Origin of the sequence: Wolbachia endosymbiont (group A) of Campoletis raptor, from assembly GCF_964026755.1 — a bacterium.
GTDB lineage: Bacteria > Pseudomonadota > Alphaproteobacteria > Rickettsiales > Anaplasmataceae > Wolbachia > Wolbachia pipientis.
This window is the reverse complement of sequence record NZ_OZ034695.1, coordinates 781,674-797,664: the sequence shown is the minus strand read 5'-3', so window position 1 is coordinate 797,664 and position 15,991 is coordinate 781,674. Positions and strand designations below refer to the sequence as shown.

The window sequence follows — 15,991 nt, the reverse complement described above, 5'->3', positions numbered from 1 at the left end:
CGGACAACCTCTTATACCAATTCCCATTACAGGGCAAACAGATGGACAATGATGGAAGAAAAGCCATACTGAAGTAAGTAAAATAGCGAGGTTTAAATGGCATTAAGATCAAAATTATTGGATGAAAAAGTAGTAGAATCAGCAAAAGAAATGCTGAAGAAAGTAAGGAATAATGCATATGTTTCAAAAAAACTAAATGCTGTAATTGCAGCAAAAAAGTACAGTATAACGGCTGTAGCAAAAATATATTGCATTTCAAGAAGCGCACTAACTTCGTGGGTAAAACTCTTGAAAATTGGCAGAGAAGAAAAACTGTTTGCTCCTTCACAACGTCGTAGAAAAACTAAATTAAATCAGGCTCAACTACAGCAAATTGAAGAGTGGATAGAAGAAAATCCTAATATCACCATTAAAGAAATGAGAATAAGAATCCAGGAAAAGTTCGGATTAAATATCAGCAAATCTACAGTACACCGCCATATGCAAAAGATGAAATTCTCATATATTACACCAAGACCAGTTCATAATGGACAAGATAAAAGCAAACAAGAGGAATTCAAAAAAAAATCTCAATGGAGCTATTAGCAAGTATCCAGAAAAAGAGCTATTTTTCTTTGATGAATCACGGTTTGGCACACATTCAAAAGTCGGACATGGGTGGTTTAAAAAGGGGATTAGAACACAGGTTAAAACAAAATTAGGTAGGCAAAATTTCTATCTCTATAGTGCAGTTAATCCTAGAAATGGAGAGAGTTCTAGCTTATTTGCACCAAATGTCAACACTGATTGCATGAACATATTTCTTGAGCAAATTTCGCAATATCTAGAAACACGAGAGGCTTTTCTCGTTATGGACTGTGCTAGTTGGCATAGGTCAAAAAATTTAAAGGTACCTAAAAATATCGACATTATATACCTACCTCCATACTCACCTGAGCTAAATCCTGTTGAGAGGCTTTGGTTATATATAAAACAGAACATTTTGCGCAATAAAATATACGATACAATTGCTCTACTTGAGGGTGCTTTGTGCAAATTTATTACTTCTCTTGCCAGCTCCACAATTAAACAACTCTGCAATGTTTCCTATTTGACTGGACAACAATGAGAATTGGTATAAGAGGTTGTCCGGAAACAAGTAAAAGGCTATAATATCTGAAATTTTAGTACGGGGTAAAGATGAGAAAAAAGTATCCAACAGATCTAAGCGAAAGGGAATGGGCAAGAATAGAAAAACACTTCAGAGTATCATACAAGAAAGGAGGAAGGCCGCCAAAGTATAGCAAAAGAGAAATATTAGAAGCAATTTTCTATGTATTGCGTACAGGGTGTCAATGGCGGTATTTACCAAATGATTTTCCGCTATGGAAGACTGTGTATGAGCAGTTCAGGCAATGGAAGAAGCAGGGAATTTTTGAGAAAATGAATTATGAAATTACAAAATATAGTAGAAGAAAAATAGGAAGGAATGAGCAGCCGAGTGCCTGTATAGTAGATAGTCAATCTGTAAAGACTACAGAAAAGGGGGGATCAAAGGCTATGATGGAAGTAAAAAAGTAAAGGGTAGAAAAAGGCATATAATTACAGACACTCAGGGTTTTATACTAGGTTGTTACGTAGGCGCTGCTAACGAAAATGATAGAGATGGTATTAAAATAGCATTAAACAATATGAGAACAAAATATACTAAAGTTAAAAAAATGTGGGCTGACATGGGATACCAAGGAAGAAATTTAAAGAATCACACAAAGGAAGAATATGACATAGATATTGAAATTGTTACAAGGCCTCCATGTAGATTTTGGGTGCACAAAGATACGCCACCTGAGCTACTACCAACAAGAGAACAAGGGTTTAAAGTACAGCCAAGAAGATGGGTTGTAGAAAGGACTTTTGCTTGGGTTAATAGGAATAGAAGGCTATCGAAGGAGTATGATTTACTCACAACATCCACTGAGAATTTCATATACCTAGCTATGAGTAGGGTTATGTTAAAGAGGGAATATGCTTGAATTTACTTGTTTCCGGACAACCTCTTAGAACCTAAGGTCAAGTAATATTTTTATCATAGCATAGAAAATTTATGTTCGTAAACAAAAAATTTTGGCGTAAAATTGCCGTATTTGCTTAATTGTGCTATAGCTAAAGTAATTTAGGTTTACCGACCATCGTCATCCCGCTGCTTGTTAGCGGGATCTATACCGCGAATGAATCGCGGTATGACGTTGCTAGCTTAAGGTTTAAAATTGAGAAATATTTATGTTAAAAGAAAAATACGGCTTTAAAGAAATTGAAGACAAATGCAACATATTATGGGAAGGCAGTAAAGTTTATAAATGGAATGGTGAAAAGGATAACACTTTCACTATAGACACGCCTCCACCGACAATATCGGGAAAACTCCATATTGGCCATATATTCAGCTATTGCCATACAGACTTTATTGCAAGGTTTCAGCGCATGCTGGGAAAAGATGTGTTTTATCCAATTGGGTTTGATGATAATGGGCTTCCCACTGAAAGATTGGTTGAACAAACCTATAAAACCCGTGCAAAAGAAGTTGGCAGAGAAAAATTTATAGAGATGTGCCATGAGGTTATTGAAAAATCAAAGCAAGAATTCAAGGAACTATTTAAATCGGTCGGCATTAGTTATGACTGGGATTTGGAATATCACACGATCAGCAAGGAAACTGTGACGCTTTCACAGATGTCGTTTATTGATCTATATAACAAGGGATATGCATATAGAAAAATGCAGCCTATCCTTTGGGACCCGGTTGATAAAACAGCAATTGCGCAAGCAGAAATAGAAGATAAAGTTTTTGAGTCATCCTTAAACACGATAGTTTTCTCTACTCAAGAAAATGAGCAGATCAATATTGCAACTACGCGACCTGAACTACTTCCAGCATGCGTTGCAGTTTTTTGTCATCCAGAGGATACGCGCTACACTCATCTGATCGGAAAAACAGCGGTAGTGCCAATAACAGAGGAGAAAGTTCCAATAATAGCAGATGATAAGGTTAAAATAGATAAAGGCACCGGGCTTGTTATGTGTTGTACATTCGGTGATGAACTCGACATATATTGGCAGCAAAAGCATAACCTGCCGATGAAAATTATCATCGATCAGGATGGGAGGATGAACCTAGATGATGTCATTCCACCACACCCCGGCGTCATGAAAGTAGCTGACACTGGAATCTACGATGAAATAAATGGATTGAAAGTTACAGCAGCAAGAAAGAGGATGATTGAAATCTCGAGTGGAAAAGGACTTTTGATAGAAAGCACTAACATTTCTCATTCTGTTAAGTGCGCAGAAAGATCTGGTGCACCACTTGAGATATTACCTACTTATCAATGGTTTATCAAGACCTTAGAGCAAAAAGCTCAAGTATTAGATAAAGTAAAAGAATGCAATTGGCATCCAGCTACTATGCGTAAACGTATGGAAGTGTGGATAGAAGGGCTAAATTGGGACTGGTGCATCTCAAGGCAGCGCTATTTTGGTGTGCCATTTCCAGCGTGGTATTCTAAACGTAAGGGAGAAGAAGGTAAAATTATTCTAGCTGAAGTAAAGGCCCTACCTATTGATCCACTCAAAGATTTGCCAAAAGGGTATAGCAAAGAAGAGATTATCCCAGATCAAGATGTAATGGATACTTGGGCCACAAGTTCAATTACTCCTCAACTGAGTGCACTGGCAGTAAACAGTGAGTTTAGTTTACCAAATCATCGCTATGATACGATATTTCCTGCAGATCTGCGCAGCCAGAGCCATGAGATAATCAGAACTTGGGCTTTTTATACTATTTTAAAGGCACATTATCATGCAAATTCTTTACCTTGGAAAAACATTATGATCAGCGGTTGGTGTTTAACCGATGATAAGAAAAAGATGAGTAAATCAAAGGGTAACATCATCACTCCTCATGTAATACTTGAAACTTATGGAGCTGATGTAGTGCGCTATTGGGCAGCGAACTCAAGGCTTGGAGTTGATACAGTCTACTCTGAAAATACATTCAAAATTGGCAAGCGCCTCGTTACAAAACTTTGGAACGCTAGCAAGTTCGTTTCCATGTTCATGGAAAAGCATCAAGTGATGAGCATAAATTCTGCTCACGAGACAATGGATAAGTGGATATTGTCTAAGTTATACAAAGTTATAGAAAGAGCAACGAACAACCTATTACAGTTTGAATACTGCGAAGCTTTGAGTGCAGTAGAAGAATTTTTTTGGAAGGATTTTTGTGATAACTACTTGGAACTAGCAAAAAAGCGCGCATATGGAGATAAAGTAGACAGCGAAACAAACTTAAGTGCAAAGCAAAGTTTGGCATATGTACTGAATATTATTTTGCGGTTATTTGCACCTTTCTTGCCTTACATTACAGAAGAGATATACCACCAGTTGTATAGTTATAATTCTGTACACAATCAAAGTAATTGGCCGAGCAAAGAAGAACTTATCTACGATAAATATTCAGAGGAAATGGGAGATAATGTTATTCAGATATTAAACATTATCAGAAAGATAAAGGCAGATAATAATGTATCAGTTAAGCATCTGATAAAAAAGTTGATGATAAAAGCAGATCTACGAGAGGATAAATTGAATCAATCTGCACAGGATGATTTGCAGGCAGTTTGCAATGCGGAAACGATAGAGTGGATGCAGTCTGAGCTTGAAACTGAAGACGGAAAATACATAGTGAATATAGACTTATACTGATTTTTATAGCTTTACTTCCTTTAATATCCATGCTATTGTAATCATTATTAGTATGAAGGAATAATAATGGGGGATTTATATAATAAAGCCAATCCACCTTATCTTATAGCTGGTGCTCTTGCTACTTTGGTATTGCTTGCGTCTGGGACACTTGCTGTTGCCCCTTATGTTAAGTTCTTGTCTTCAGTTGCAGCCTTTAATGTAGCTCTTCCTGTTGCTTTGAGTTTGTCTATACTTTCTGTTCTGGTGCTTGTACTTTCATGTAAAATAATTAGTAATAATAAGAAAATAGAGGTTGAGAAAAATAAATTTGCTGAAAAAGAGCAAGAGTTAGAAAGCGTAAAACAACAATCAGAGAGTAGGGTACAAGAGTTAGAAAGTAAAATAGCTCTGGGAGAAAAAGCTAAAGAAGCTGTAAATAAAGAAGTGAAGGAATTAAAAGATCAATTAACTCGAGAAAAGCAAGATTTGGAAAGCGAAATTGCAGGGTTAAATAAGGAAATAGAGCAGTTAAAGAAACAACAAGATGATGCACAGCAAAAATTAGATGATGCTACAAAAGAGTTAAATAATAAAGGTAATCAAATCCGAGAATTAGAGGGTAAGATAGGTGCCCTTAATAATAAGAACAAAGATTTACACGATGAAAATACAGAATTGAGTGCAAAAGTAAAAGGTCAGTTAAAACATAAGGAGGAGATGCTTTCTCTTGAATACCAAGAGTTACATGATGAAAATGTAAGATTGAATGAAAGAGTGGATTCTTTAATGGAGGAATTATCTCAACCTCAAAAAGAAATAGATTCCTTAAAAAGGCAGTTAGATGAATTAAAATATGAAGGAATTTTAGCTCTTTTATTAAAAGAAAGAATAACAGAATTGGAAACATGTTTAGAAAAGAGAAGGAAAAAAGTAGGAGAATTAGCAGTGCAGTTAGAAAAAGACAAAACTTCTTGTTTAAAATCTGAATTAGGGGAAGTAGTAAAAAGAGAAATACGATTGAAAGAAAAGTTAAGTAAAAAAGTGCAAGAAACGATCCAGCTAGCTAAAGATTTAGAACGAAAAGAAAAACTATGCAAGGAATTAGAAGAGGAAAAAACTAAAAATCTTGATAAGATCAGAGAGTTAAAAAAACTTAATGAAAAGTTGCGCGATAATAACAGTCAGTTGAAAAGTAGCGAAAAAGATTTGGATGACGAATGCAGTAAATTAAGAATACGTAATTCTGATTTGAAAAGAAAAGTTAAACGTCTGCAAGCAGTAATTGAGCAGGAAGACGAGCAAAGTCATTCCATTTCTTCAGATATAAGCAGTGAACATTTATCAGAACTTGAAGGAATAGGTGAAAATGAGTCTGTTAATAAACAGTTCCCGAAACCAAAACCACCTTATATATCCACTCCAATAAGATCGCCATGTAAAAAGCTGAATGATGCTTCACGTGATTCTAGATATACCAGTATATGTTCTACCCCGATCAATAGCTAACTAGACATTATAAGTACAATGGTACACTCGATACACAAGGTCTAAGTCATTTTTTAGCTAGCAGGCTGAAAAAGGAAAGTTTGTTGTAGGTGCAGCACTATAATTCCTCCACAGATAAGAGAATTTTAATAAATATATACAAGACTGCTGGAGTTTTGTCCGTGGTGGGAGGGGAGTAATGAGCAATTTGCTTAGTGAGGCTAATGCATTTTATTTTGTAGCTAGTTCCTTAGCTACTCTTACGTTACTTACATCTTTAGCGCTTATTGTAACTTCTAATGTGCCTCTTCCTCTAATTCTTGCTTTAGCTACATTATCTATTTTGGTGCTTGCACTTTCGTATAAAATAATTAGTAAGAGGTTGTCCGGAAACAAGTAAAAGGCTATAATATCTGAAATTTTAGTACGGGGTAAAGATGAGAAAAAAGTATCCAACAGATCTAAGCGAAAGGGAATGGGCAAGAATAGAAAAACACTTCAGAGTATCATACAAGAAAGGAGGAAGGCCGCCAAAGTATAGCAAAAGAGAAATATTAGAAGCAATTTTCTATGTATTGCGTACAGGGTGTCAATGGCGGTATTTACCAAATGATTTTCCGCTATGGAAGACTGTGTATGAGCAGTTCAGGCAATGGAAGAAGCAGGGAATTTTTGAGAAAATGAATTATGAAATTACAAAATATAGTAGAAGAAAAATAGGAAGGAATGAGCAGCCGAGTGCCTGTATAGTAGATAGTCAATCTGTAAAGACTACAGAAAAGGGGGGATCAAAGGCTATGATGGAAGTAAAAAAGTAAAGGGTAGAAAAAGGCATATAATTACAGACACTCAGGGTTTTATACTAGGTTGTTACGTAGGCGCTGCTAACGAAAATGATAGAGATGGTATTAAAATAGCATTAAACAATATGAGAACAAAATATACTAAAGTTAAAAAAATGTGGGCTGACATGGGATACCAAGGAAGAAATTTAAAGAATCACACAAAGGAAGAATATGACATAGATATTGAAATTGTTACAAGGCCTCCATGTAGATTTTGGGTGCACAAAGATACGCCACCTGAGCTACTACCAACAAGAGAACAAGGGTTTAAAGTACAGCCAAGAAGATGGGTTGTAGAAAGGACTTTTGCTTGGGTTAATAGGAATAGAAGGCTATCGAAGGAGTATGATTTACTCACAACATCCACTGAGAATTTCATATACCTAGCTATGAGTAGGGTTATGTTAAAGAGGGAATATGCTTGAATTTACTAGTTTCCGGACAACCTCTTACAACTTTTGGTTGGTAATACCATAATGGAAATTTATCATTCATTTTAGAAAATACTATAGATGTGAAGATGTCAATAAAGACTATGAAATACATGAATCTAGGATTGTAAGCAGTGAAGAAGCTCGAAATATTTTAGATGAGCAAGAGCTAAACGCTTCTGACAACCTATTTCCCAAACTATGTTGTGACATCGATGCTGCAGGCAAAGAGAAAGAACCATTAATGATTGCAAAACAGCAAAAGGAGGCAATTCTAATTGATTTAGAATCAAAAGAGAAGCTTATGCGTGACTTAGTATATGAGGAAGAATGTAAAGATAATCTGAATACATCGACTATAGAGCATAAAAGTGCTGTTGACTTTGTACCTTTAATAGGAGATTATGAAGATGACAATCAATCAATATACGAAAAAAGTGCCACTGCTTCAACAGAAACTGTTGCACAGGGTCTAAATGCCTCTGATAGCCTTTCTTCTTCCAAACCATATTTTTATAGTGAATTTGGCAAAGGAAATACTGCAGATGAAAAAGAAAAACTGCTAATACAACAAAGACAGGCAATCGTGGTCGGTAGTGCTGGTGTAGTGTTACTGGTAAGCAGCATTGCATTGTATATCATGAAAATGCCTGTAGTAGTAGCAGTTGTGGGAATAGCTGGATCAGCGTGTATAGGTTTTGCGCTGTATAATGCCATAAAGCCCGGCACAAAGCTAGTGCTATCGTAGCCCTTGTCACCTACTACAGTAGAGTTATAGATACTTTCAGTCAACACTTGTGCCTGCGTAATTTCATTTCTTTGACCAGGAGTCAGAGTAAATTTAAGTGGATTTCCAAGTGCATCGACAAGCGCATGTATTTTAGGGAACGTTCAAAGAAGTGTGTCAAACCGAAAAAAAAGTAATAAATTGATATAAAAAAATGGAGGTTTGACAATGAGTCAGAAAGTAGTAAACAGAACTACCGGATTGGTAGATTATAAAGAATTAGAAACAAATATCCTGTCGTCTGTACGAGAAGGAAGACCGTTGACAGGAAGAGATGGAGCATTAACACCGTTTATAAAAAAGTTGCTGGAGGTAAGCCTGGAAGGTGAAATAGAAAACCACTTGTCGGCTAAAAGCGAAGAGAATAATCTAAGAAATGGGAGGAATGCAAAGACTTTACGTACAAGCGCAGGGTCATTTGAGCTTTTGACGCCAAGAGATAGGGAAGGAAGTTTCGAACCACAAATAGTCAAAAAAAGGCAAACAAACCAGAGCTTGAAACGAAGATTTTGAGCACATTTGCCAGTGGTATGGGCTATAGAGATATAATGTCACATGTTGAGGAAATTTATGATCACAAAATATTGGCGGCAGAGATATCAAGTATTACTGACAAATTGCTACCAGTAATCAACGAATGGCGTAGTCGCCCGCTGCAGTCTGTATATCCGATAGTTTTTATGGATGGCATGTTTTTTAAAGTCAAAGAGGACGGGCATTGCGTAAGTAAATGCATGTATAACATATTAGGAATAGATCAAAATGGCAAAAAAGAAGTATTAGGTTTTTATTTGGCTGAAAGTGAAGGAGCTAACTTCTGGTTGGGAGTGCTAAATGACCTCAAAGAAAGAGGAGTAGAAGATATCCTTATTGCCTGCGTTGATGGGCTGAAAAGCTTTCCTGCAGCTATAAACAGTGTCTTTCCTAATGCGGAAGTGCAGATGTGTATAGTGCATCAGATACGCAACTCACTGAAGTATGTGGCCAGTAAAGATGCGAAGAGTTTTTTGAGCGATTTAAAGAAGGTATATCAAGCTTCAAGCAAGGAAATTGCCGAGAATTATCTGTTGGAATTGGATGAAAAATGGGGCACAAAGTACCCTATGGTTATAAAATCTTGGCAGAATAATTGGGAAAACTTGTCTGGTTATTTTAAGTATTCTGGTCCAGTTAGGAGGATAATCTACACCACCAATCCCATAGAGGAGCTACATAGGCAAATTAGGAAATTCACTAAGACCAAAGGCTCATTTACCAGCATAAATGCCTTGTATAAGCAGGTATATTGTGCTATAAAGAAGACAGAGGAAAAGTGGACGATGCCTGTACATGATTGGGCATTAACTATCTCTCAACTTGATGTTTTCTTTCCTGGCAGATTGAAAATTGAGTTGAACTAAAAATGCAGTTTGACACAGTTTATTTAACACTCCCTAAAAAGACAAAATATCGGAGCTAATGATAATGTTTCTACTTTTGAGGTATCCGTTCAGCGGAGTGGCAGAATAAGGTAGACAAGGTGATCTAAGAAGATAATCATAGAGCAAAAGTGAAATAATATGGTAAACCTTTTAGAACTTTGCAAAAATTTACAGCAAAAAATAGAAAGGTTAGAAGCAAAAATAGAAAGATTGGAAAAAGAGAATGAAAGTTTAAAAGCAGAAAATAAGGCTTTAAAGATAGAAAATGCTGAGTTAAGAGAAAGACTCGGTTTAAGCTCAAAAAATTCATCAATACCAAGTTCCAAAGAGTTGTATAAAATAAAAAAGAATAAGCCGAAAAGCGAAAGGAATATTGGCGGTCAGGTTGGTCATAAAGGAAGTTTTCGCGCCAACATGGATGCAGATAAAGTAGTAAAGATAGAGTTGCCTAATACTTGCGAATGCGGAGGAGAAATTGCAATATGTGAAAAACCATATATTCATCAGAAAGTTGATCTTCCAGAAATCAAGCCTTATGTAGTGGAATATCAGTTAGAACATGGCCGTTGTCGGAGATGCGGAAAGAGAAGAAGTAGCAAGTTACCAGAAGGTGTTACGCCAGATACATTTGGTCCAAGGGTTAAGTCAATAATTGCAGCGTTCAGCGGATTCTACAAAAATTCAAAACGCGAAATAGCGAGTGTCGTAAATGATATCTTCAATTTGAACATAAGCGTCGGTAGCATATCAAATAGTGAACATAGAGTTGCTTCAAAATGCAAAAAAATGTATGAGCAGATCGAACAAGAGATAAGTAGGAGTAAAGTTCTACATATTGATGAAACGAGCCATTATAACAAAGGTAAACTCGCTTGGTGTTGGATGTTTGCAAGCAATACGGCAAGTTTTGTAAAATTTACAGAGTCAAGAGGAATGAAAGTTTTACAAAATAGTAAATTCTGCAATCGCAATAGCTTGGTAATAACTGACAGGTATGCAGCATACAATTATTTTGCCGATAAAAACAGGCAAATCTGTTGGGCACATTTATCAAGAGATTTTGAAAGATTAGCACATAGTTGGAATATTGAAGTTAAAGTTCTGGGTTGTTACTTGAGAAACGTGGCCACTGAATTATTTGCACTAAAAAAAGCTTTACTAAAAAGTGAGATAGATGTTTTGAGGTTTGTCAGACGTGCCAGAAAATTAAGAAAACGTACAAAGTATTACTTGAAGGAGATATCTCGTTTACCTGAAGCAATTGGAGCCTCTCGAGTTGCAAAAAATGTTCTGAGATCTGAAAGAATGATGTGGAAATTTTTAGATGACCCAGAAAATATTCCGCTGACAAATAACCACGCTGAACGGCAAATTCGGCATTATGTCGTTTATCGCAAAAACTCATATTTTACACAATCAAAGCGGGGAAATACATTCCTTGAGCGGATAATTTCATTATACTTAACTTGGAAACAAAGGGGTCTCAATCCTTTCCAAAATCTCCTATCTATTGTTTCTTAAACCACTCTCCTGAACGGATACCTTTTGAGAATTTCACTATGCTAATTGTTCTATAATTCCATAATCTCAGTTTTAACGATCTCCTTCTACCACAATTTACAGATGCAACAGAACCTAATTTGTATCATCAAAGTCCCCGACCACACGTTCTTGCATTTACTTTTAGTAGCTGATTTTTATTAACCTCCTCTATAAAGCTAGATGGATTTTCTATTGTATAATCCGACTGTTTAATAGTCTTATCTAACTCTTCAAATACGCTGCTATTTCTTTTAAAACATCCATCTTCTATAGCTGTTAAAACACTTTTTCCCCCTAAAAGACAATTCTGTCCTAAACTTGATTTATTCTCTAATTTGTTAAATCTTACTTCATCGACAAGCCTCACATCTATTTTATTACTATTTTCCTTATTAGGGAATAGATAGATACTTATCTTTCCTACTTCAGTGGTAAAAGACATCTCAATTCTATCTTCTGAAAGGTCCGTATAATTTCTACTTCCTCCTATATTTTCAACTCTAATTATACTTTTTCCAACGTGAAGTACACCAATGTTTAGTTTTAAATCTTTAGCTTTTTGGTTATTTAATACCCTTGCAACTTCAATAGTACTATTTTGTGGATAACCTATGTAAAAATGTCCATTGTCTATTTCTAAATCAAAGTTATGTTTATTGATTTGCTCACTTTTTTTGATAATACTTTCAAGTGCTAACTCTTTCAGCCTTGAAAGGTTTGCGTCTCGTTTACTCAAAGTGTCTCTATCTGAACAAATTACGTTGACGAAATCTTCATGCTCTTTTTCACTAAATCGATTTAAAGGTGCACCTTCTGATATTGTCTGAAATATTTTTTTCTTGTCCAAAAACTCATGAATTCGAGTAGTGTCAGCAGATAAATATAGCTTTGGGAATATGTCAGCTATACTATCTATCAAGGACATATCAGATTTATATGGAAAAGTGAACATTATCCCTTGTTCCAGTGCTTCGCTTATAACTTTATCAAGTTCTTTATCGCACTCCTCATAATCTTCTTCGCTACCAGAGTAACCTAAATTGTCCAGACAATCATGGATCTTATTTATTTTTTGCCAAATACTTTCATACTTTTTTATTTCTACTGCATTTAATTTTATTTTTGCTAAAGAAAAAGAATCTTCTTTGCGCATTATGTTTGCATCGTAGAATAGTTGACTGTAACGCCTACCAAAACTTTCATCATAATCAGGGCAAGGGCTAACATTGTCACTTCCACTATCCGTTCCATTCCACACTTCAATCTTGTAGTCAGTATTTTCATGGTCTTTATCTTCACTTGTTCGATAATATTGATTGTTCTCTATTCCTTCGTATATCCTGGTTGATCCTTGATCATCATTGTCATTAACATGCCTAGTTTCTACTTCAGGTATAAATTGAGGTTCTGCTATTTCTTCTCTTACGTTTTCTCTGTTTATTTCATCTGCAAGAGACACTTCATTACTAATATAGAAATTTTTCTGTTTTAAACTCTCGTCTTCCTTCTGCGGTCTTTTAAATTCTGCAAATAGTTCTTCATACTTTGATAAATAAATACAAAATTGATCTCTTACGTCATTAAGTTCCATCTCTTTTTCTAATATCTGATTTTCATAATCACCTTTTAAATTCTCTATGCTGTTTATCAGCACTGTACTTTCTTTTCCTACTCTATTTAACTCATCTTCAGTAAAATCCAGTTTTTGCCGTAACTCTTCATTTATTTTGTCTGTTAACTGAATTTCACTCTTTGCCTCTTTTAATTGATTATTTAAGTTCTTAATTATATCACTTTTGTTCTGAGTTTCTAATAATAATATTTCTACTTTCTGTTTTAGCTGTTCGATGTCTTGATCATTTTCAGTTAAATTTCTCGTCCTTCTTTGTAATTCAACTTCAAGCCTTTTAATTTTCCCTTCTAGGGTTTGCATTTCTCTGGTAAGTTCACTTACTTCTTCGTAATACTCTTCTACTCTTTTCTTATAGTGTTTTTGTAACTCTACATTTTTTTTAAGATCAAAATTTTCTTGTTGTAGATTTTCTATTTTACTTTTCAAACTATCTATTGCTTGATTTTCTTCATTGCTAATCTCAAATACCTCTTCAGGAAAATCTTCAAATTCACAAGATGAATTGCCTTCAAGGTCGTTACTACCAAATAAATTATATTGTACTACCTGCTTTAAACTAAACATACCTATACCCCCTACTAAAATAAACAAGTAATATATTGTATGCACTATATATCATAAATAAAATCAATTTGAATATAATCTATTTACTAATTCGTATTGTGAATTTTTATAGAGTAAGTTTAGGTGTAAAATATTATAATACTATTAAAGCAGGTGAATAAAGCACAGTCTTTTTGAAAGGATAAATTTAATGAAAAGACCATACTAATTAGTGTTATAAGGAATTGAATTATTTACTCCCTCAAAAAAGGTCATATATTTGTGAGAACAAGTTGCGTAAAATAAGATTGTAAAAATAAAAACGTAAGGTTATTGCAACGAAGTTAGGCAAGTAAGTTCGTATATAAATATGGCTGAAGCAGGCCAATATGGCTGATTTTAGCGTATGGTAAAGTTGCTATATAAAAAAGTTCGTATGTATCGATTGGTAGACCAACGCATCCCAAAACGAACTCTTCTCACGCTCCTTGATTTCGAGCACTGAAAATAACTATATTATTTAGATTTTTGTAATCTACACTAATGAGTTAATAATTAATCTGCTTAAAAAGGCAAAAGACAAAATAGAGCGAACCTACAGTAAAAAGAGAATAAAAAAAACTCTGACAATAAATTATACAAACTTTATGAAGTTAATTTGAACTTAAGAAAACACAAATCTAATTTTTTTGCTCGAAGAATTTGCTTTTTTTCCAATCTTACCCAAACGCACTCTAGGCTCTGTGGACAAAATTTTAGAGAAGCCATACAAGAGATCCAACAAGATTGAGAAAACCCATAAAAACCTCAGCAGTTTTATCAAATCCGGAAAAAATGCGCCTAAAATTTTTAATTTTACCAAAAAAACACTCAATCAAATGACGTTCTTTGTAGATATGCTCATCGTAATACCTTTGCACTTTTCGATTCCTTTTTGGCGGAATAACTACTGTACATCCCTTGTCTTCAAGACTTGTAACAAAGGCATTGCTATCGTAGCCCTTGTCACCTACTACAGTAGAGTTATAGATACTTTCAGTCAACACTTGTGCCTGCGTAATTTCATTTCTTTGACCAGGAGTCAGAGTAAATTTAAGTGGATTTCCAAGTGCATCGACAAGCGCATGTATTTTAGGGAACGTTCAAAGAAGTGTGTCAAACCGAAAAAAAAGTAATAAATTGATATAAAAAAATGGAGGTTTGACAATGAGTCAGAAAGTAGTAAACAGAACTACCGGATTGGTAGATTATAAAGAATTAGAAACAAATATCCTGTCGTCTGTACGAGAAGGAAGACCGTTGACAGGAAGAGATGGAGCATTAACACCGTTTATAAAAAAGTTGCTGGAGGTAAGCCTGGAAGGTGAAATAGAAAACCACTTGTCGGCTAAAAGCGAAGAGAATAATCTAAGAAATGGGAGGAATGCAAAGACTTTACGTACAAGCGCAGGGTCATTTGAGCTTTTGACGCCAAGAGATAGGGAAGGAAGTTTCGAACCACAAATAGTCAAAAAAAGGCAAACAAACCAGAGCTTGAAACGAAGATTTTGAGCACATTTGCCAGTGGTATGGGCTATAGAGATATAATGTCACATGTTGAGGAAATTTATGATCACAAAATATTGGCGGCAGAGATATCAAGTATTACTGACAAATTGCTACCAGTAATCAACGAATGGCGTAGTCGCCCGCTGCAGTCTGTATATCCGATAGTTTTTATGGATGGCATGTTTTTTAAAGTCAAAGAGGACGGGCATTGCGTAAGTAAATGCATGTATAACATATTAGGAATAGATCAAAATGGCAAAAAAGAAGTATTAGGTTTTTATTTGGCTGAAAGTGAAGGAGCTAACTTCTGGTTGGGAGTGCTAAATGACCTCAAAGAAAGAGGAGTAGAAGATATCCTTATTGCCTGCGTTGATGGGCTGAAAAGCTTTCCTGCAGCTATAAACAGTGTCTTTCCTAATGCGGAAGTGCAGATGTGTATAGTGCATCAGATACGCAACTCACTGAAGTATGTGGCCAGTAAAGATGCGAAGAGTTTTTTGAGCGATTTAAAGAAGGTATATCAAGCTTCAAGCAAGGAAATTGCCGAGAATTATCTGTTGGAATTGGATGAAAAATGGGGCACAAAGTACCCTATGGTTATAAAATCTTGGCAGAATAATTGGGAAAACTTGTCTGGTTATTTTAAGTATTCTGGTCCAGTTAGGAGGATAATCTACACCACCAATCCCATAGAGGAGCTACATAGGCAAATTAGGAAATTCACTAAGACCAAAGGCTCATTTACCAGCATAAATGCCTTGTATAAGCAGGTATATTGTGCTATAAAGAAGACAGAGGAAAAGTGGACGATGCCTGTACATGATTGGGCATTAACTATCTCTCAACTTGATGTTTTCTTTCCTGGCAGATTGAAAATTGAGTTGAACTAAAAATGCAGTTTGACACAGTTTATTTAACACTCCCTAAAAAGACAAAATATCGGAGCTAATGATAATGTTTCTACTTTTGAGGTATCCGTTCAGCGGAGTGGCAGAATAAGGTAGACAAGGTGATCTAAGAAGATAATCATAGAG

Annotated in this window: 10 protein-coding genes and 3 pseudogenes; 9 read left to right on the top strand and 4 right to left on the bottom strand. The window is 35.3% G+C overall.

From position 1 onward, the window contains the following. The first annotated feature begins 96 nt into the window (after window positions 1-96). The 4 genes from AAGD74_RS04050 to AAGD74_RS04035 all read left to right on the top strand — a co-directional run bounded on the left by AAGD74_RS04050 (window position 97) and on the right by AAGD74_RS04035 (window position 6,228). Window positions 97-1,108 (top strand): IS630 family transposase gene (locus AAGD74_RS04050; protein WP_265029767.1). Its coding sequence is split into 2 segments (ribosomal slippage): window positions 97-558 and window positions 560-1,108, totalling 1,011 coding nucleotides; the frame shifts between segments, so codons are not numbered across the junction. Between the two features lie 71 nt (window positions 1,109-1,179). Then, window positions 1,180-2,012 (top strand): IS5-like element ISWpi1 family transposase gene (locus tag AAGD74_RS04045; RefSeq protein ID WP_338482219.1). Its coding sequence is split into 2 segments (ribosomal slippage): window positions 1,180-1,549 and window positions 1,549-2,012, totalling 834 coding nucleotides; the frame shifts between segments, so codons are not numbered across the junction. 247 nt (window positions 2,013-2,259) lie between these two features. Next, the gene (locus AAGD74_RS04040) at window positions 2,260-4,740 is read left to right on the top strand and encodes a valine--tRNA ligase (protein WP_236514798.1); all 2,481 of its coding nucleotides are present in this window, start codon (window positions 2,260-2,262) and stop codon (window positions 4,738-4,740) included. Between the two features lie 66 nt (window positions 4,741-4,806). Then, entirely contained in the window at window positions 4,807-6,228 is a 1,422-nt protein-coding gene (locus AAGD74_RS04035) for a hypothetical protein (RefSeq protein ID WP_341810535.1), read from the top strand. 210 nt (window positions 6,229-6,438) lie between these two features. On the opposite strand, the gene AAGD74_RS04030 is transcribed toward AAGD74_RS04035, so the two are convergent. Then, window positions 6,439-6,603: a hypothetical protein gene (locus tag AAGD74_RS04030; RefSeq protein ID WP_338482251.1), complete on the bottom strand. Its 165-nt coding sequence runs from the start codon at window positions 6,601-6,603 to the stop codon at window positions 6,439-6,441. Between the two features lie 41 nt (window positions 6,604-6,644). Here AAGD74_RS04030 and AAGD74_RS04025 point away from each other — a divergent pair. Together AAGD74_RS04025 and AAGD74_RS04020 are read left to right on the top strand one after the other, a co-directional pair. Continuing rightward, window positions 6,645-7,477, top strand: a protein-coding gene (locus tag AAGD74_RS04025) for an IS5-like element ISWpi1 family transposase (RefSeq protein ID WP_338482219.1) whose coding sequence is annotated in 2 segments (ribosomal slippage) — window positions 6,645-7,014 and window positions 7,014-7,477 — 834 coding nt in all. Because the reading frame shifts where the segments join, the coding sequence is not laid out codon by codon here. A gap of 250 nt (window positions 7,478-7,727) precedes the next feature. Next, window positions 7,728-8,231 (top strand): hypothetical protein, encoded by a 504-nt coding sequence (locus AAGD74_RS04020; RefSeq protein ID WP_341810534.1) that lies wholly within the window; start codon window positions 7,728-7,730, stop codon window positions 8,229-8,231. A gap of 41 nt (window positions 8,232-8,272) precedes the next feature. On the opposite strand, the pseudogene AAGD74_RS07300 reads toward AAGD74_RS04020, so the two are convergent. After that, window positions 8,273-8,317 (bottom strand): annotated as a pseudogene (locus AAGD74_RS07300) (hypothetical protein); the annotation flags it as partial. Window positions 8,318-8,438: 121 nt separating this feature from the next. On the opposite strand from AAGD74_RS07300, the pseudogene AAGD74_RS04010 reads away from it, so the two are divergent. Next, window positions 8,439-9,670, top strand: a pseudogene (locus tag AAGD74_RS04010) (IS256 family transposase). Window positions 9,671-9,829: 159 nt separating this feature from the next. Further along, the gene (locus tag AAGD74_RS04005; protein ID WP_007548562.1) at window positions 9,830-11,212 is read left to right on the top strand and encodes an IS66-like element ISWen3 family transposase; all 1,383 of its coding nucleotides are present in this window, start codon (window positions 9,830-9,832) and stop codon (window positions 11,210-11,212) included. 127 nt (window positions 11,213-11,339) lie between these two features. Here the strand turns inward: AAGD74_RS04005 and AAGD74_RS04000 are convergent, their stop codons facing one another. Then, window positions 11,340-13,430: a hypothetical protein gene (locus AAGD74_RS04000; protein ID WP_338482757.1), complete on the bottom strand. Its 2,091-nt coding sequence runs from the start codon at window positions 13,428-13,430 to the stop codon at window positions 11,340-11,342. A 734-nt stretch (window positions 13,431-14,164) separates the two neighbouring features. Continuing rightward, complete coding sequence (locus tag AAGD74_RS03995) at window positions 14,165-14,494, bottom strand: transposase (RefSeq protein ID WP_341810772.1); 330 nt, start codon at window positions 14,492-14,494, stop codon at window positions 14,165-14,167. 121 nt (window positions 14,495-14,615) lie between these two features. Between AAGD74_RS03995 and AAGD74_RS03990 the strand changes: the two are divergent. Next, window positions 14,616-15,847 (top strand): annotated as a pseudogene (locus AAGD74_RS03990) (IS256 family transposase). Window positions 15,848-15,991: the final 144 nt, after the last annotated feature.

What these genes read in the sequence shown, in the direction of transcription:
- AAGD74_RS04040 (WP_236514798.1), top strand. Translation starts at nt 2,260, where the DNA reads ATGTTAAAAGAAAAATACGGCTTTAAAGAAATTGAAGACAAATGCAAC.
- AAGD74_RS04035 (WP_341810535.1), top strand. Translation starts at nt 4,807, where the DNA reads ATGGGGGATTTATATAATAAAGCCAATCCACCTTATCTTATAGCTGGT.
- AAGD74_RS04020 (WP_341810534.1), top strand. Translation starts at nt 7,728, where the DNA reads ATGATTGCAAAACAGCAAAAGGAGGCAATTCTAATTGATTTAGAATCA.
- AAGD74_RS04005 (WP_007548562.1), top strand. Translation starts at nt 9,830, where the DNA reads ATGGTAAACCTTTTAGAACTTTGCAAAAATTTACAGCAAAAAATAGAA.
- AAGD74_RS04000 (WP_338482757.1), bottom strand. Translation starts at nt 13,430, where the DNA reads ATGTTTAGTTTAAAGCAGGTAGTACAATATAATTTATTTGGTAGTAAC.